The 18,514-nt window shown below is 56.8% G+C and carries 13 protein-coding genes; 3 read left to right on the forward strand and 10 right to left on the reverse strand.

What is annotated here, in order from left to right; all coding sequences use genetic code 11:
* The first annotated feature begins 24 nt into the window (after window positions 1–24).
* A complete protein-coding gene (locus E2L05_RS03535; protein WP_243721852.1) occupies window positions 25–1,080 on the forward strand; it encodes a cytochrome-c peroxidase in 1,056 nt (351 codons plus the stop codon).
* A 130-nt stretch (window positions 1,081–1,210) separates the two neighbouring features.
* Here the strand turns inward: E2L05_RS03535 and E2L05_RS03540 are convergent, their stop codons facing one another.
* A complete protein-coding gene (locus tag E2L05_RS03540; RefSeq protein ID WP_133341516.1) occupies window positions 1,211–1,423 on the reverse strand; it encodes a Xaa-Pro dipeptidase in 213 nt (70 codons plus the stop codon).
* Between the two features lie 138 nt (window positions 1,424–1,561).
* Here E2L05_RS03540 and E2L05_RS03545 point away from each other — a divergent pair, with 138 nt between their 5' ends.
* Entirely contained in the window at window positions 1,562–4,354 is a 2,793-nt protein-coding gene (locus E2L05_RS03545; protein ID WP_133341517.1) for a bifunctional aconitate hydratase 2/2-methylisocitrate dehydratase, read from the forward strand.
* Window positions 4,355–4,663: 309 nt separating this feature from the next.
* Here the strand turns inward: E2L05_RS03545 and E2L05_RS03550 are convergent, their stop codons facing one another.
* The 4 genes from E2L05_RS03550 to phbB form a co-directional block, all read right to left on the reverse strand.
* Complete coding sequence (locus E2L05_RS03550) at window positions 4,664–6,442, reverse strand: PHA/PHB synthase family protein (RefSeq protein ID WP_133341518.1); 1,779 nt, start codon at window positions 6,440–6,442, stop codon at window positions 4,664–4,666.
* A gap of 69 nt (window positions 6,443–6,511) precedes the next feature.
* Window positions 6,512–7,693: a beta-ketothiolase BktB gene (gene bktB / locus E2L05_RS03555; RefSeq protein ID WP_133341519.1), complete on the reverse strand. Its 1,182-nt coding sequence runs from the start codon at window positions 7,691–7,693 to the stop codon at window positions 6,512–6,514.
* A 20-nt stretch (window positions 7,694–7,713) separates the two neighbouring features.
* Window positions 7,714–9,609, reverse strand: coding sequence for a propionyl-CoA synthetase (locus E2L05_RS03560; protein ID WP_133341520.1), 1,896 nt, complete (start codon window positions 9,607–9,609; stop codon window positions 7,714–7,716).
* 24 nt (window positions 9,610–9,633) lie between these two features.
* Window positions 9,634–10,359, reverse strand: a complete 726-nt coding sequence (phbB, locus tag E2L05_RS03565; RefSeq protein WP_133341566.1) for an acetoacetyl-CoA reductase — start codon at window positions 10,357–10,359, stop codon at window positions 9,634–9,636.
* Between the two features lie 146 nt (window positions 10,360–10,505).
* Here phbB and E2L05_RS03570 point away from each other — a divergent pair, with 146 nt between their 5' ends.
* The gene (locus E2L05_RS03570) at window positions 10,506–11,930 is read left to right on the forward strand and encodes a helix-turn-helix domain-containing protein (RefSeq protein WP_133341521.1); all 1,425 of its coding nucleotides are present in this window, start codon (window positions 10,506–10,508) and stop codon (window positions 11,928–11,930) included.
* Between the two features lie 506 nt (window positions 11,931–12,436).
* Here E2L05_RS03570 and E2L05_RS03580 read toward each other — a convergent pair.
* The 5 genes from E2L05_RS03580 to E2L05_RS03600 all read right to left on the reverse strand — a co-directional run bounded on the left by E2L05_RS03580 (window position 12,437) and on the right by E2L05_RS03600 (window position 18,410).
* Complete coding sequence (locus tag E2L05_RS03580) at window positions 12,437–13,312, reverse strand: ABC transporter permease (protein WP_133341523.1); 876 nt, start codon at window positions 13,310–13,312, stop codon at window positions 12,437–12,439.
* Between the two features lies 1 nt (window position 13,313).
* Complete coding sequence (locus E2L05_RS03585) at window positions 13,314–14,240, reverse strand: ABC transporter permease (RefSeq protein ID WP_133341524.1); 927 nt, start codon at window positions 14,238–14,240, stop codon at window positions 13,314–13,316.
* An 85-nt stretch (window positions 14,241–14,325) separates the two neighbouring features.
* Window positions 14,326–15,861 (reverse strand): ABC transporter substrate-binding protein, encoded by a 1,536-nt coding sequence (locus tag E2L05_RS03590; protein WP_208016215.1) that lies wholly within the window; start codon window positions 15,859–15,861, stop codon window positions 14,326–14,328.
* A gap of 40 nt (window positions 15,862–15,901) precedes the next feature.
* Window positions 15,902–17,743 carry an ABC transporter ATP-binding protein gene (locus E2L05_RS03595; RefSeq protein ID WP_133341525.1) on the reverse strand — a complete coding sequence of 614 codons (1,842 nt, stop codon included), beginning with the start codon at window positions 17,741–17,743 and terminating at the stop codon, window positions 15,902–15,904.
* A 13-nt stretch (window positions 17,744–17,756) separates the two neighbouring features.
* Window positions 17,757–18,410, reverse strand: coding sequence for a pyroglutamyl-peptidase I (locus tag E2L05_RS03600; protein ID WP_133341526.1), 654 nt, complete (start codon window positions 18,408–18,410; stop codon window positions 17,757–17,759).
* Window positions 18,411–18,514: the final 104 nt, after the last annotated feature.

The raw sequence follows: 18,514 nt of genomic DNA on the forward strand, positions 1-18,514 counted from the left end.
GCGACGTTGAAGGAAAAAACGACCTTGGCCACGCATCTCATAAACAGCGTCGCAGTGTTTGGCTTTTGTGTGTTGGCATCCTCTGCCAACGCGGATGAGACGCTCACAAGGGCAAGGGCCCTATTCAAGGCATTACCGGAAAGCGCGCAGGAAGCTTCGCAACTTGATCCCATCGATCAAAACAGGATCGACCTCGGTCGCGCGTTGTATTTTGATCCACGCCTTTCTGCGTCAGGCACGCATTCCTGCAATTCTTGCCACAACCTTGCTTTGGGCGGTGATGACAACCGCGCAGACTCGGTCGGCCATGGCTGGCAATCCGCCCCTCGCAATGCGCCATCCATTTTGAACTCTGTCTTTAACGAAGCGCGGTTCTGGGACGGAACAGTGGCCAATCTGGAACGACGCGCCATGGGCCCAGTGCGCACCGGTGTCGAGTTGTCCAACACTGTCGATCAAATCGAAAGGACGATTGGCTCGATGCCGCAATACGTGGACTGGTTCGCGGCGGCGTTCCCCAACGAAGCCGGTCCCGTATCTTTTGAAAATACCGCACGAGCCATTGAGGCGTTCAAATCCACATTGATCACACCTTCGCGCTTTGATTCTTATCTGAACGGGGAAGAAGGCGCGCTCAGCCCCGAGGAAATAGAAGGGCTGGCCCTGTTCATCGACAAGGGATGTGCAGTTTGCCACAACGGCATCAATTTCGGCGGGCATGACTATTATCCCTTTGGCGTGTTCGAAGATCCCGATGCGGATGCACAGGCCATTGGATACCGCGCTCGCTTTGTGGTGACGGAAACGGTCGTGGACGACCGGGTGTTTCGAGCAGCGCCCTTGCGCAACGTTGCTCTGACCGCCCCATATTTCCACGCCGGCTCTGTTTGGGAACTTGAGGCCGCCGTGGGCATCATGGCCGATACGCAGTTGGGCGAGCGAATGACCGACCTTGAAGTCAGCAAAATCACGGCGTTCCTGAAATCCCTGACAGGTACGTTCATTCCGTTAGAATATCCGCTTCTACCTGTTGAGACCTCAACAACCCCGCGCCCAAGCGAAGAAGTGCTCCCGTATTAACGCGCCTTGGGGCGTCGGCAACTTTCACGGATTAATGATCAAAGTCAGACAGCTTTGATGGCGGCGCCATCGACGCGGCGAAGATGTGCATGTGCCATTCAGACAGTTCTTTCCCGCCTGTTTGTGCCGGTCACTCGATTTCGGTTTTGCAGATCATACCATCTTTGATCATCAGGTCGAAATTCTCATGCGGCGCAGCAACAAGATCGATATCTTCCAGCGGATTACAATCAACCAGAATAAGATCTGCATTGGCACCTTCAGCAATCACGCCAAACGCCCCTTGCTGGTACGGAAGCAGTGGCCGCATGACGTATGGATGCAAATCACCGCGCTGAGACATCACGTCACTCTAAACACGGTTGCGGTAGCAATACGAAGTGTATACGTCGGTATACAACAGCGGCGCCTCGAGATTTGATGGTCGAAAACCGGTTCGATGCCCGCACTCCCGAATGAGATTGCGCCGAGGAGAGACGTCATGGGCCTTTATACAGAATACCGCGAAGAAATCGAAGCACGTAAAGAGCAAGGCTTGCACCCCAAGCCGATCGACGACGGCCCCCTGACGGCCGAAATCATCTCGATCATTCGGGACACCGCGCACCCGCATCGGGACGAAGCGCTGAATTTCTTCATCTATAACACGTTGCCCGGCACAACGAGCGCGGCAGGTGTCAAAGCCAAGTTCCTCAAGGAAATTGCGCTTGGTGAAGCCAAGGTTGAAGAGATCACCGTCCCCTTCGCATTTGAGCTTTTGTCCCACATGAAGGGTGGGCCGTCTGTTGAGGTTCTGCTTGATCTGGCTTTGGGTGATGACGCCGATATCGCGGCCCAAGCGGCAGAAGTTCTGAAAACCCAGTTCTTCCTGTACGAAGCCGACACCGACCGGCTTAAGGCCGCGCTTGACGCCGGCAACCCGGTCGCACGCGAAATTCTTGAAAGCTATTCCGACGCCGAGTTTTTCACCAAGCTTCCCGAGATCGAAGAAGAAATCAAAGTCGTCACATATATCGCCGCCGAGGGTGACATTTCGACTGACCTTCTGTCGCCCGGCAACCAAGCGCACTCGCGTTCCGACCGTGAGCTTCACGGCAAATGCATGATCAGCGAACGTGCCCAGCAGGAAATCCAAGCCCTGAAGCTTCAGCACCCCGATGCGCGCGTCATGCTGATTGCGGAAAAAGGCACGATGGGTGTTGGGTCGTCGCGGATGTCCGGTGTCAACAACGTCGCTTTGTGGACCGGCAAGCAAGCCAGCCCTTATGTCCCGTTCGTGAACTATGCCCCAATCGTCGCGGGCACCAACGGCATTTCGCCGATCTTCTTGACCACTGTTGGCGTGACTGGCGGTATTGGCGTTGACTTGAAGAACTGGGTCAAGAAGCTGGACGAAGACGGCAAGCCGATCCTCAACAATGACGGCAACCCAATCCTTGAGCAGAAATACTCTGTCGAAACCGGCACTGTGTTGAAGATCAACACCAAGACAAAAAAGCTGTACAATGAAGCCGGCGACGAAGAGTTGGTTGATATGGCGTCGTCTTTCACGCCGCAGAAGGCCGAGTTCATGAAGGCTGGCGGGTCTTACGCCATTGTCTTTGGCAAGAAGCTTCAGACATTCGCTTGTGAAGCCCTTGGGATCGAGTTGAAATCAGCCTTCGCACCGTCCAAGGAAATCTCGCACGAAGGTCAGGGCATGACCGCCGTTGAGAAAATCTTCAATGCCAATGCACGCGGCAACACGCCGGGCAAGGTGCTGCATGCCGGGTCCGACGTTCGGGTGAAAGTCAACATTGTCGGCTCGCAAGACACCACCGGCCTGATGACCAGCCAGGAACTGGAAGCGATGGCCGCCACCGTGCTGTCGCCTTCCGTGGATGGCGCATACCAGTCAGGCTGCCACACTGCATCTGTTTGGGACCTCAAGGCACAGGCAAATACACCGCGTCTCATGGCGTTCATGAACAAATTCGGCCTGGTCACAGCGCGTGACCCCAAAGGCGAATATCACGCGATGACCGACGTGATCCACAAGGTTCTCAACGACATCACCGTTGACGACTGGGCGATCATCATTGGCGGCGACAGCCACACGCGGATGTCCAAAGGCGTCGCCTTCGGCGCAGACTCCGGCACAGTGGCTCTGGCTCTTGCGACCGGCGAAGCCTCCATGCCGATCCCGGAATCGGTCAAGGTGACGTTCAAAGGCCAAATGGCGGACCACATGGATTTCCGTGACGTGGTGCACGCAACCCAAGCGCAAATGCTGGCGCAGTTCGGTGACAACGTCTTTCAGGGCCGCATCATCGAAGTTCACATCGGCACACTGCTCGCCGACCAAGCGTTCACCTTCACGGACTGGACCGCCGAGATGAAGGCAAAAGCGTCCATCTGTATCTCTGAAGATGACACGCTGATTGAATCTCTGGAAATCGCCAAGTCCCGGATTCAGATCATGATCGATAAAGGGATGGAGCATGAAAACGGCATGCTCGCAAGACTGATCGAAATCGCAGATACACGTATCGCGCAAATCCGCTCGGGCGAGAAACCTGCCCTGACCCCCGATGACAACGCGAAATACTTTGCCGAAGTTGTTGTCGACCTTGATGCCATCGTTGAACCGATGATCGCGGACCCGGACGTCACGAACGCGGATGTCTCGAAGCGGTACACCCACGACACGATCCGCCCAATATCTCACTACCGGGCAGAAAAGAAAGTCGATCTTGGCTTTGTCGGGTCCTGCATGGTCCACAAGGGCGATGTGAAAATCGTGGCTCAAATGTTGCGCAACCTCGAAGAAGAGAACGGCAAGGTCGAATTCAAGGCCCCTCTCGTCGTCGCGGCACCGACGTACAACATCATCGACGAGTTGAAGGAAGAAGGCGACTGGACGGTCTTGCAGAAGTACTCCGGCTTCGAATTCGACGACAACGCCCCGAAGGAAAAAGCCCGGACAGAGTATGAGAACATTCTCTACCTCGAACGTCCTGGCTGTAACCTGTGCATGGGCAACCAAGAAAAGGCCGCGAAAGGCGACACCGTTCTGGCAACGTCGACGCGCCTGTTCAAAGGTCGGGTCGTTGAAGATAGCGATGAAAAGTCAGGTGAATCCCTGCTCGCCTCAACGCCTGTTGTCGTTCTTTCCGCCATCCTTGGCCGCACGCCGACGCTTGAGGAATACAAGGTCGCTGTAAAAGGGATCGACCTGACCAAGTTCGCACCGCCGCTGCAAAAGCCACTTAGCACGGCGTCGGCTCACTTCTAAATCACCCTGCTTGGCGGCAGATCACGGTCCTTGATCCCCGTGCCTGCCGCCATTTTCCTTCGTTCGTCGCCTCCGCAATGCCAATTTGTGTGAACGACAAGAAGACGGCAATGCGATCATGGCCGTTGATACCTTGGATGCGACTTCACCATCGACCGCTGCACCGCCCTGACTGACTGTTTGGAGCTGGCCCGAAGTGGCTTTGTCTACGCACAAACACAGGGCGCACGCACCAAAGATGTGCATGCGCCCTGCGCCCCTCAGGCAGCCAAGGAACAGTTCCTTTAACCGGAACCTGAAAAAGCCAACTCAATCAGGTGTTTCAGTCACGAAGCTGCCCGGCGCTGGCTCCAGGGACTTGTACTTTCCGCGCTTTGCAACTTTCCGCGCCGCAACCTGGTCACCGCTTTTTTCAGTGAGCCACTTGGCCCAATGTGGCCACCACGACCCCACATGGTTTTCCGCTTGCGCTACGAACGCATCGGGCGTCGCGGGATAATCGGGCGACGTCAGATAGCCATATTTGCAGCGTTCATCCGGCGGATTGATAACCCCAGCAATATGGCCCGAGCCACCCAGAACGAATTCTACGTTGGTTTTCAGGATATTGGTTGCAGGGTAGATCGACGTCCACGGCGCGATGTGGTCATCGCGCGTCGCAAGAATGAACATTGGTGCCTTGATCTTCGTGATGTCGATTTTCGCACCGTTCATTTCCAGCCCGCCCGGTTCGCGCAGCTTGTTCCGCAAATAGACCTCTTCCAGATACCACAGCAACATTGCCTTCGGCAGCCGGGTCGAGTCCGCATTCCAGAACAGAAGATCAAAGGGCCGGGGTTTGTCGCCGCGCAGGTAATTGGCCTCGTAGAACGACCAAATCAGATCATTCTCGCGCAGCATCGAGAACATATCCTGAAGGTGATATGCCTCTAGGTAACCCTTTTCTTCCATATGTTCGCGCAGCACATTCAGCCGGTCATCGTCGATGAAAACACCGATTTCGCCGACATCCTTGAAATCAACCATCGTGGCAAGCGTTGTCGCGCTGTTGATCCGGTCATCGCCTTTGGCAGCAAGGTAGCCAAGCATCGCGGTCACAAGGATGCCGCCGATGCAGAAGCCAAGCACGTTGGCTTTGTCTTCCTTGGTAATATCCCGCATCACATCAAGCGCGGTTAATGGACCAAGCTTCATGTAGTCAGAGAAGTCGAGGTCCGCGTGGCTCTTTGTGGGGTTGGCCCATGAAATCACAAACACAGAATGACCTTGGTCCAGCGCATATCGGATCAGACTATTCTGCGGGCGCATGTCCATGATGTAGAACTTGTTGATCCACGCAGGCACGAACAGCATCGGAACCTTGTGCTGGGTTTCCGTGCGCGGGTGGTATTGGATCAGCTGCATCAACTCGTTCTGGAAAACCACCTCACCCTCGGTCGTGGCCAGATCGACGCCAACCTCAAAGGCCTCGGCGTCGTTGGTCGCAATGTCGAGGCGCCCGTCGCCCCGGTCCAGATCGTTGAGCAGGTTCTCGATCCCATCAAGGACACTTTGGCCCCCAGTCTCTATGAACTTCGCGCGCGCTGCGGCATTGGTCGGCAGGTAGTTGGCCGGGGACAGAGCGCTGATCGCCTGACGGGTATAAAACTTGACCCGCAGATCATCGCGCCCATTCTCGGTCAGAGTGTCGATCAAACCCTCGACGGCATCCTCAAACGCCAGAAACGCGTCCCGGTAGGTGCGAGAAACCGGATCGTCAGACCAAGTCGTATCCTTGAAGCGCCGATCCTTTACCGGCGCATCCTGTGGGACCAGAATGCTGGTCCAGACTTTTGAAATATCCGTGGCCGCCTTGATCTGTGCCGCCCAAAGGTCTTGGGGATGGGTCAATGCCCGGCTCCAGACGTTGCCATAGGCTTTGGCAAGCGTCGACGCATCCATCAACGAGTATTCAGAGCCAGAGGCCTTCGCCATGGATCGCGCTTGAACCTTTGACGCTGCCGCCAGCGAGCGCTGTGTCAGCGTCATCATTCTTTTGGCCACTACGGTGGCATCTGGGGCGGTGTATTTCACCTTCGACTCAGACATTCCTATCTCCTCCTCTGGCCATCGGCCTTGCAGTCAAACGGGGCGCCGTGACCGACGCCCCGAAAGCAATCAGTTCATGCGTTCGAATGCCAGCGCGATGCCTTGACCTCCACCGATGCACATGGTCACAAGACCATACTTGCCGCCAATCCGCTCCAACTCATACAAGGTTTTGATAGAAATGATCGCGCCGGTCGCCCCGATCGGATGACCAAGCGCAATCGCGCCGCCGTTGGGGTTCACCTTGCTGGTATCAAAACCAAGGCTGGCGTTCACGGCACACGCCTGTGCTGCAAAGGCTTCGTTGCTTTCGATCACGTCGAATTGGTCGGCGGTCATGCCTATCTTTTTCAGCAGGTTTGTCACCGCTGGAACCGGCCCGATCCCCATGACCTCGTGGCGCACGCCGGCAATTGCATAGCCCAGAAGGCGGGCACGTGGCTTAAGGCCTGCGGCTTCGGCCGCGTCTGCGGACGCGAGCACAAGGGCCGCCGCACCGTCATTGATGCCAGAGGCGTTCCCAGCGGTCACAGAGCCGTCTTTCTTGAAGGCCGGGCGCAGTTTGCCAAGGCTATCCATGGTGGTGGACGCCTTGATATGCTCGTCAATGGCAAAGGGCACCATCTCGCGGCGCACCCGGACATCAATCGGTAAGATCTGACTTTCGAAATAGCCAGCTTCAACCGCTGCTGCCGCGCGACGTTGGCTTTCGACAGCAAAGGCGTCTTGTTGCTCGCGGGTGATCTGGTTCTCGGCGGCCACATTTTCAGCAGTGACACCCATGTGGCCCACACCGAACGGGTCGCTCAGGGCACCGATCATCATATCAGTAAAAGAAACGTCCCCCATCTTCTGGCCAGTACGGATCGACTGCGTCGAATGGGGCGAGCGCGACATGCATTCGGCTCCGCCAGCAAGCGCAAAGTCCACATCGCCCAGCATGATGTGTTGCGCGGCGTTCACGATGGCCTGCGCGCCAGAGCCGCACAGCCGGTTGACCGTCAGACCTGTGGCTTCTTCCGGGATGCCCGCATCGACCGCGGCGACGCGGCCCATGTACATGTCCTTTGGTTCGGTATTGATCACATGTCCAAAGATCGAGGCCCCTATCTGGCCCGGCTCAACCCCCGAGCGCAACATGGCTTCTTTTGACACGGCGGTGGCCAAGGCCGTGGGCGCTGAGCCCGCAAGCGAGCCTCCGAAGGTGCCGATGGCAGTACGGGCTCCGTCAAGAATAACGACGTCTTTCATGGTGTTTCCTCTCTTTTAACTCAGGCAGTGGGGTGACCAAGCCCGGCAATTCGGTCGGCTATGGCGTCGAGAACCGAAGGGTCGTCGATCGTGGCAGGCATCTTCCAGGCAGTCCCATCAGCGATGGCGACCATTGTGCCGCGCAGAATCTTGCCTGACCGGGTCTTGGGCAGGGCATCGATCACGATACACTGTTTGAATGCAGCGACTGGGCCGATTTCCTGTCGAACCAGTTTCACGCATTCAGACTGTATATCTTCCTCGCTGCGCTCTGCTCCGGCATTGAGACACACAAGACCAAGCGGCGACTGGCCCTTGAGTGTGTCCCCGATCCCGATCACAGCACATTCGGCGACGTCCGGATGGCTCGCCAGTACCTCCTCCATTGCGCCGGTCGACAGGCGATGCCCGGCGACGTTGATGACATCGTCAGTGCGCGCCATGATGTAAACGTATCCATCATTGTCTGTCATCCCCGCATCACCAGTTTCATAATACCCTGGAAAGGCATCGAGGTAGCTTTTGCGGAAGCGATCATCGGCGTGCCAAAGCGTGCCCAGCGTACCCGGCGGTAGCGGCAGTTTGATGGCGATTGCACCAAGTGTGCCCGGCGCCACCGGGTGACCGGCGTCGTCCAAGATTTCAATGTCATAGCCGGGCATCGGCACGGCCGGTGAGCCGGGCTTGATCGGCAACTCTTCGATACCAAGTGGATTGGCCGCGATGGCCCAGCCGGTTTCGGTTTGCCACCAGTGGTCAACAACCGGCTTCTTCAAATGGGTCTGAGCCCACTTGATCGTGTCCGGGTCGGCGCGTTCACCCGCCAGGAACAAGGCCTGCAACCCGCTCAGATCATATTTGGCGACATAACTGGCTTGCGGGTCTTCCCGCTTGATCGCACGCAGCGCGGTCGGCGCGGTAAACAGAACTTTGACGTTGTGCTCTTCAATGATGCGCCAGAACGTTCCCGGGTCGGGGGTGCCAACAGGCTTGCCCTCAAACACCATCGTCGTGCAGCCTGCAAGCAGTGGTCCGTAACAAATGTAGCTGTGTCCGACGACCCAACCCACATCCGACGCCGCCCAGAACACATCTCCGGCCTTCACGTTATACAGATTTTTCATTGTCCACAGCAGGGCGACCATGTGCCCGCCGGTGTGGCGCACAACGCCCTTTGGTTGGCCTGTCGTACCGGAGGTGTAGAGAATATAAAGCGGGTCCGCACCGCCGACGGGCGTGCACCCAACAGGCGTAGCCGTTGCGGTGGCTTGAGCCCAGCACAGATCGCGGCCCTCGATCATGACAGCTTCGGCTTGAGGACGTTGCAAACCAACACAGACCTGCGGTTTGTGATCCGACTGCCCAATCGCATCGTCAAGCAGCGGCTTGTACGCAATCACCCGCTTGCCTTCGATCCCGCAGGACGCGCTGAGTATGGCTTTCGGGGTCGCATCGTTTATCCGAACGGCCAACTCGTGTGCCGCGAAGCCGCCGAACACAACCGAATGGATCGCGCCGATCCGGGCGCAGGCCAGCATCGCCTCCAAAGCCTCTGGGATCATCGGCATATAGATCAAAACTCGGTCGCCCTTGGCGACGCCTTGTGCTGCCAAAACGCCGGCCAGACGGGCGACACGGTCTTGCAACTGCACATATGTGATCGTCGTCTTGCTGTCTGTCACGGGACTGTCGTGGATTATCGCGGCCTGATCGCCCCGGCCCGCATCCACGTGTCGATCAACCGCGTTATAGCACGTGTTGGCTTGTGCATCTGCGAACCACCGGTAGAGCGGTGCGTCGCTGTCATCGAGTATCTTTCTTGGCGCCCGATCCCAATCCACGGCCTTTGCCGCTTCGGCCCAAAATGCCTCTGGATCGGCTCTCCAGCCAGCATACACCTCTGCGTAAGTACTCATAAGTGGTCTCCTCCCTAAATCATGTCAGCTAAAGAACTGGCCGCCGTTGGCGGAAATCGTGGACCCGTTGATGAACCCAGCATCATCCGAGGCCAGAAACACAACGCAGCGCGCGATTTCATCTGGTTCCCCTAGCCGGCCAACCGGAATGAGCGGCAAGATGTGCTTGTTCAGAACATCCTCATCGATGGCGCGGACCATCTCTGTTCCGATGTAGCCGGGGCACACCGCGTTTACTGTGATCCCTGCGCGCGCGCCCTCCTGCGCCAATGCCTTTGTGAAGCCCAGATCACCTGCCTTGGCAGACGAGTAATTGGATTGCCCCGCCTGTCCCTTCTGCCCATTGACCGACGAGATGTTGATCACGCGCCCGAACTTGCGCTCTCGCATGCCCGCCCAGATCGGATGGGTCATGTGGAACAGGCCATTCAGGTTGGTGTTGATGACCGCGTCCCACTTCTCTTTCGTCATCTTGTGGAACATGCTGTCGCGGGTGATGCCGGCATTGTTCACCAAGATGTCAATCGGCCCCAGATCAGCTTCGATCTGAGCGACGCCTTCGACACAGGCATCATAATCCCCGATCGACCATTTGTAGGTCGCGATCCCCGTATCTGACGAGAACTGCGCCGCAGCCTCATCGTTACCGGCGTAATTTGCGGCAACGGAATATCCGGCTGCGTCAAGTGCCTTGCTTATCGCAGCACCAATTCCGCGCGTGCCACCGGTGACCAATGCCACTTTGCCCATTTCCAGAACCTCCCAAAAGCGTGCTGCACCGTGCAGTGCCTCGTGCTGCATAGGACGCTACATGACCAAATACATAGCGGTCGAGGGTTGAACGTGTTACATTGTAAGCGTTCGCAAAACAGAAAATGCAAAATGTGTAAAAGCAAATGAGCGATGATCTTCGGAAAGTTTTTGCTGGTGCCCGCATCCGTCACTTGCGCCAAACGAAGAAAATGACACAAGCCGAGTTCGCGGAAAACCTCGGACTTTCGACAAGTTACTTGAACCAGATCGAGAACAATAACCGATCTTTGTCAGCCTCGGTAATCCTGGCATTGTTCAACAGGTTTGGCTTCGACCTTTCTGATCTCGCTCTCGACGAGTCAGGCAAGATCGCCGTTGATTTGGGTGAAATTCTTGCGGATCCGGTTTTTGCTGACACCAAGATCATGCCGCAAGAACTGAAAATCGCCGTGTTAAACACCCCAAATATGGTGCGCGCTTTTCTTGGCCTGCACCGTGCATTCCAGAAATCCCGTGAGCAGTTGGGCCACCTTGATACGACCCTGACCGAAACCGAAGCCAGCGTGGCACCAATGCCATATGAAGAGGTGAGAGACTACTTTCACTACAAGGACAACTATATCGACGAGCTGGATCGCGAAGCCGAAAAATTCGCGCGGACGATTTCTCAGACCGACAGACAGCGATACACCCTTCTCGCCGATTACCTAAGCGATGCCCACGGTATTCGAGTGGTCGAAACGAAAAGTGCGGCCGAGGCCGGTGCAATTCGAAGGTTTGATCCTGTTACTCAAACGCTGCATCTCAGCGCCACATCGACCGCAGCCACCAACTACTTTCAAATGGCCTATCAAGTCGGGCTGTTAGAGCAGGGCGCGCTGATCGAAAAGCTGTTGGACGAGGCGGGCTTTCACACCCAGAGTGCCCGAGAAGTCTGTCGCATGACATTTGCAAACTACTTCGCGGGCGCGGTCGTGCTGCCATACAAGGAATTTGTGGAAGCCGCATCAGAGATGCGGCATGATCTGGATCGCCTGGCATTTCGCTTTGATGCCAGCCGCGAACAGGTTTGCCACCGTCTCAGCATGTTGCAAAGACCCGGTCAAAAGGGGGTTCCGTTCTACTTCCTGCGCATCGACCGGGCCGGCAACATTACCAAACGGCACAGTGCGACCAGCCTGCAATTCACCCGCTTCGGAGGATCCTGCCCACTGTGGAACATCCACGCAGCCTTTGAAGGCCACGGCGAAATCCTGCGTCAATTGGCAAGCACGCCTGACGGGCTTCGCTATGTGTGCCTTGCCTTCAGCAAGACCATTCAAAGCTCTGCTTTCGGCAAAACCTCGCGGAAGTACGCGATTGGCCTTGGATGTGAAGCAAAATATGCCGGGCAACTCGTTTACGCCGATGATCTGGACGTTTCAGACCCGCAGCGGTTTGAACCGATTGGCACCGGATGCCGCATCTGCGAACGTTCGAATTGCGGACATCGGTCGGTGCCCCCCCTCGCCCGCGATATCAAGGTGGACCACCATTCTCGAAATGTCGTGCCGTTTCAGGTGGACTGACGATTGAACAGGATGTCAGGGGCCTTGTTGCAGGGATCGTCCCAAGGCTGATATTGGCGCGGTTTGTTCCCATCAGGGTGCTGTGAGTGCCGCACAAGTTCAACGTTCATCGCCGGGCACATATCCCCAAGCAGAAGCATCGGGTGACGAATTGGGCGGCGTACAACGAAAGGCATTGTCAGGTTGCTGACGTCAAAACGTCAGGGTGGGTCGCCGTCATGTTGAACATCGAACCTTTGTCCCGGATCAGGGGCGTCCGATTTCCGCCAAAATCCGCCGACGCCGACCGACAAATGGCATCTTGATGACGTCGTGATCCGCATCAAGGGGAGGACCCGCTGTGGGCCGGCTATGCTGCGGAACCGGCCGTCCGAGTGACGCTGCTCCCGCCAAGGTTTGCCCAGCGTCAACACCCTGACAATGCCGTTATGGCCCGTACGCCTTACCGATATATGGTTGAGATCCGGCTCGGTAAACTACACTAGCGTTTGCGAAAGGGGCGCGTATCAGCGGGTCTTGCTCAGGGGATCAAGCTCGTCGCGCAGCCAGTCACCGAGCAGGTTCAACCCCAGCACCGTCAGCATGATAGCGATCCCCGGGAAGACCGTGATCCACCATGCCGTTTGAATATAGCTGCGGCCTTCGGACAACATCCCACCCCAGCTCGGTGTTTGCGGGTCTGCACCAAGGCCAAGGAAGGTCAAACTGCTTTCGAGCAGGATGTTGTTGGCCACGTTCAGCGTTAGCAGAATGATGAGCGGCCCCATCGCATTGGGTAGAATGTGGCTGAAAATAATCTTCCAGTTCGGGAGGCCGTAACTGACCGCCGCTTGCACGAATTCACGTTCACGCAAACTCAATACCGATCCGCGAACAAGGCGCGCATATTGCACCCATTGCGAGACGATCATGAGGATGATGATCCGGTCGATACCAGGCCCGACGATCGCGATGACCGTGATGGCGAGCAAGATGAACGGCAAGGCCAGTTGCACGTCAGCAAAACGCATAACAAAACTGTCGAGGATGCCGCGGTAGTACCCTGCATATAGCCCGATCACCGTGCCCAACACCACCGATCCAAGCGCGGACAAAAGACCGACCGTCAACGAAATGCGTCCGCCATGGACGATGCGGGCAAGGATATCGCGGCCCAGTGGATCCGTGCCAAGCGGGTTTTCCCAGCTTTGAAACGGCTCGGACAGCCTCGCAAGCAGGTTCACCTCTGAACCGCCGCCTGGAAAGAGGACTCCTGAGAACACGACCAGCAGGGTCAGGACGCAGGTCAATGTCACTCCGGCAACAAATTCGAACTTTGCGAAACGGCTTTTGCGAAAGCGCTGAAATCGGGACGCGGTGGGGTTTTGTGTTGCTTCAGTCATATCAAGCCACCCGAATGCGAGGATCAATCAAGCCATAGACGAGGTCCACAGCAAGGTTCACGGCGACAATCATGATCGCCAAGATAGTCACGGTTGCCTGCAGGAGCGGGTAATCACGCTGTGCGATTGCCTCGATCGACAGGGTACCCATACCCGGCCAATTGAAGACCAGTTCTACCACTACGAGCCCGCCGATCAGGTTGCCGAATTGCAGCCCGAGGAAGGTAACGATGGCGATGGCGGCGTTGCGCAAGGCGTGTTTATAGATCACTGACCATTCGCTTAGCCCCTTGGCACGGGCCACCATCACGTATTGCGCAGACAGCGTTTCAAGCATCTGGGTTCGCACCAGACGCACATTGGTCGCGGTCAGGATGATGCCAATCGTCAACGCGGGCAGGATTAGAGCTGACCATGTTTCAAACCCTGACGCAGGCAGGATCGGAAAGGTGATCGACAAGAGCAGCACGAACATAATGCCAAGCCAGAAATTCGGAAAGGAAAGACCCACGAGCGACAGCACGCGGATGATCTGGTCCGAGATACCGCCCTTGTGCAGCGCCGCGTGGATACCAAGAGGGATCGAAATGAGAATCGAGATGCCCATAGACGCCACCGCCAATATGAGGGTCGACGGAAGGGCAATGCTGATCAGATCTGCGATCGAACCGCGGAAAAACGAATTGCCAAGATCAAAGGTGATCAGGCCCTTGAGGAAATCGAGATACTGGGCATAAAACGGTTGGTTCAGACCCAAAGCCTCGCGAATACGGATAAGGTCCTCTTCTGTGACGCTGCTGGATTCAGCGGTCATCATCACGGCCGGATCACCGGTCAAGCGCACAGCGAGGGCAACAAAGAGCGTCACCGCCAATGTCACAAGGACAGCCTGCAAAGCGCGTTGCAGAATAAAGCGGAATACGGGCATGCGGGACCTCTCTTATAGTCGGCGTATCACGCCGCTGCTGGGTGGATAATCCGACCCCCGCTGTGTTGCGGAGGCCGGACGTGGTTTAGTCAAGCGTGACGTTCATGTAGCGCGCACGGTCATCGGGTGCCGGAACGAACCCTTCGACGCTGGTGTTAACGCCATAGATTGTCGCCGTGTTGTAAAGCGGCAGATCAAGGGCCTGTTCGTGGGCGTAGCGTGCAACTTCTTGCAACGCACCTTCGCGCACGTCGCGGTCATAGGTCTGGCGCTGCGCGTCGAGCAACTCGTCGAGTTTCTCATCCGACACATATGGATTGAAGCGCTCGCCGGTGTGGTAGAGGATGTAGGCCGTGTTATCGAAATCGAAGGTCCAACCGCCCCAGCCGTAGTAGAAGATCTCGCCGGTTTTGCCGTTCTCGATGATGTCGTTGAAGTAGACGCCGCGCTCATGGGTGCGGATATTCACGTTTAGACCAACCTGACCAAGGAAGGCGGAAATAACCTGAGCCACTTCGCGGAAGGTTTCGTCGTTGTTGGGCATATCAAGGGTGATCTCTGTGCCCGGCACAACGCCAGCTTCAGCCAAAAGCGCCTTCGCAGCTTCCGGATCGAAGGGATAGGCTTCAAGCTCTGGGTCATTGCCAAAGGACTTGGCGCCCTGCGCGCTGGAGATCGGGCTGGCCAAGCCGCCCAGCAATGCTTCGACGATTGTTACGCGGTCAACCGCCATGGAGATCGCCTGGCGCACGCGTGGATCAGCCGTAATGCCGTTCGCCGTGTTGAAACGCGTCAGAACAACAGTCGGGCCATCTACGGCAACCAGATCGACATCAGGGTGGTTCTGAATGGTCTCTACGGACGGGGTCGGTATGTTCAGGGCGATATCAACACCGCCTGAAAGCAACTCTGCCATACGCGTTGCGTCTTCCGAGATGAAGCGGATGTTTACCTCGTCAACCTGCGCTTCGCCGTTCCAGTAATTGTCAAACTTTTCCAGCGTCACACCGACGGTGGGGGTGTATTCAACCACGCGGAAGGGGCCAGTGCCGACGGGCTGCATGTCAAATGCTTCTTCTCCGACTTCCTGGATATACATCGGTGGAACGATCATTGCGCCATAGCCGGCCAGCTTGGTGATCAGCACCGGATCAGGGCGCTCCATCATGAAATCGACGGTGAATTCATCCACCACGACGACTTCGCCGATAGAGGTGTAGTTGCTGCGCTGCGGGCCTTTTTCACCTTCTTCGCCCAGAAGACGGTCAAAGGTGTATTTCACGGCCTCGGCATTGAATGGTTCACCATTGTGGAATTCAACGCCTTCACGCAGGGTAAAACGGATGCGTGTTTCATCGTCGAGGAATTCCCAGCCTGTTGCCAGCCCGGGCTGCAGCTCAAGGTCTTCGCCGCGGAACACGAGCCCGTCAAAAACGTTGCTGCCAATCGAGCCCCAAGACAGACGGAACGTGTCAATTGGGTCAAGGTTTTGTGGATCTTGACGTTGGGCAACGTTCAGGGTCGTGTCTTGCGCAACGGCAGGCGCCGCAAGTGCGAAGCACGTTGCCAGCAGCGCTGAACGCAGAGCGCCCTTTGCAATCAGGTTGGGACGATTTTTCATCTCATGTCTCCTGTTGGATGGTTGATCTATTGGTTTGGGTTCACGAGGCTTGCTCGGCTACGAAGTGCCCGTCGCTCACCGCTTTAAGGGTTACGGGGGCCGGTTCGTTGCCCACAGCCCGCATGCCGCTGGGAATTTCGCCCTCAAGTGGCGGGCGCGTTGGACGAACGCCGGGATTGAGAACCGGCACAGCAGACAAAAGCCTTTTGGTATAGGGGTGTTGCGGATTTTCGAAAACCTGTTGGCGACTGCCGATTTCGACGATCTGACCCAAATACATGACCGCGACACGGTGGCTGATACGTTCGACCACAGCCATATCATGGGTGATGAAGAGGTAGGACAGGCCCTGTTCGGCCTGCAACTGCATCAAGAGATTGACCACCTGTGCCTGCACACTGACATCAAGCGCCGACACGGCTTCGTCAGCGATTATCAGGCTGGGATCACAGGCCAGTGCGCGGGCGATACACAGGCGTTGACGTTGCCCGCCGGAAAACTGGTGCGGATAGCGCCCGGCGTGGTCTGCGGGCAGCCCGACCTTTACCAGTAAATCTGCGATCTTGTCCTTCGCTTCGGCTTTTGATGTCACAAGACCGTGGACCAAGGCTGGTTCAATCAGGCTGTCACCGACTGTCTTGCGCGGGTTAAGCGAGCCGTAGGGGTCTTGAAAGACATATTGTGTTTGCTTGCGAAAGGCTTTGCGGTCGTCGGCGGGCAGCGAAAAGATATCCTGCCCGTGAAAGCGCATCGCGCCGGACACCGGATCCTGCAATTGTTGGATCGTTTTGCCGACGGTTGACTTGCCACTGCCGGACTCTCCGACAAGCGCCAGCGTTTCGCCGGGGTAGATATTGAACGACACTTTTTCGGCGGCATGGACGCGGTGGGTTACACGGCTGAGGAGCCCGCCCCGAATGTCAAAGCGAACCGTCAAATCCTCGATCTCCAGCACCGGCTTGCTGCGATCCACTGGCTTGGCGGGCACCGTTTCCGGCGCGAACTCCTGACCCGGGATATCGAAGAGCTTGGGCATGGTGGTGCCCGTCATTGAACCAATCCGTGGCACAGCAGCCAAAAGCTCTTGCGTGTAGGGTGCCTTGGGGTGGCTCAGCACCTCTTTCACGCCCCCCGCTTCGATGGGCTTGCTCGCCTTCATTACCAGCACGTCATCGGCCATTTCCGACACCACGCCCATGTCATGGCTGATGAAGATCACCGAGGTTCGCATCTTGGCCTGTAGGTCGCGGATGATGTGCAGGATTTGCGCCTGAATGGTCACGTCGAGTGCGGTCGTCGGCTCGTCGGCAATCAGGATTTTCGGCTGGCAGCACAGCGCCATGGCAATCATCACCCGCTGGCGCATACCCCCTGATAGCTGGTGCGGATATGAGTCGAGCAACCGCTTGGCGTTCGGCAAACGCACGAGGTCGAGGAACTCTTGCGCCTTCTGGCGTGCATTACTGCGCGACAGTCCTTGGTGCAGGGCAAGTGTTTCACCCATTTGCGAGCCAATGGTGTAGACCGGATTGAGCGATGTCATCGGTTCCTGAAAGATCATCGCGATCTCGTTTCCGCGCACCTGACGAAGCTCGTTCTCTGTCAGTTGGTCGAGATTGACGCGCCGCCCCAGAACGTCACTTTGAAACAGCATCTCACCGCCCGCGATGCGCCCGCCCAAGTGCTTTAACAAGCCAAGGATCGCCAAAGACGTGATCGACTTGCCCGAACCGGATTCACCGACGATGGCGAGGGTTCGATTGTGCGCAAGATCAAAAGACACACCATCGACAACACGCGCGGCAGACGGGCCATCCCCGAAGGTGACACTCAAGTCACGCACGCAAAGCAATGGTGTTTTCGAAGCGGTCGTGTCGGTCATGGGAGTTACTTTCTCAAACGGCCTGAGCAGGTCGCGCGGTTAAGGCAGCCGTGAGGGTTTCGATGCAAATTGCGATAGCATCGGTTGTCACGGCCAAACTCATAGAAGCGGACTGACGTTTGCGATCTTGCATCTGGGCGACATTGGCGGGCGTCTGGGGGACGTGAATGAATCCGGTCAGCGTTTGCAGGCCGCGCTTTTCGATCACATGTGCCGTGGTATAAAGCATCTGGTTGCAAAGGTGCGTGCCAGCGCTGAAGGATACCGCTGCCGGAATGCCCGCGATATTCATCGCTTCGACCATTTCAGCATTGGGCAGTGTCGCGTTATACGCCACCGGCCCACCGGATACGATAGGCGCAAGGTTGCGGTGTGCACCGGAAGCGTCTGGTACATCAAAATGCAGCCAATTCACGCCCACCATTTCGGTCTGAATGATCGCGGCACCTGAAACGCCGATGCCAACCCAAGCGTCCGGTTGGTGCGTGTCCAACAACGTTTCAATACTTTTTGATAGATCGTCCGAGTGAACAGGCATGACATGGCCGATCACCTCGCACCCGGTCCAGTCACGCTTGCCCAGCTCACCGACAACTTGCGCTGCGGGGTTGATTTCGGCCTTCGCCCAAGCGCCATAACCGGCGACAAGAATTCGTGGTAGCTGCACCCTGCGTCCTTCCTAACCAAACGTTAGCTGGGTTTTTTCGCGACAGAGTTGATGCAATCAAGTCATTTTGATACATTGATGTATGCGTAAATGTTATAGGAAGT

Origin of the sequence: Meridianimarinicoccus aquatilis (assembly GCF_004358675.1) — a bacterium.
GTDB lineage: Bacteria > Pseudomonadota > Alphaproteobacteria > Rhodobacterales > Rhodobacteraceae > Meridianimarinicoccus > Meridianimarinicoccus aquatilis.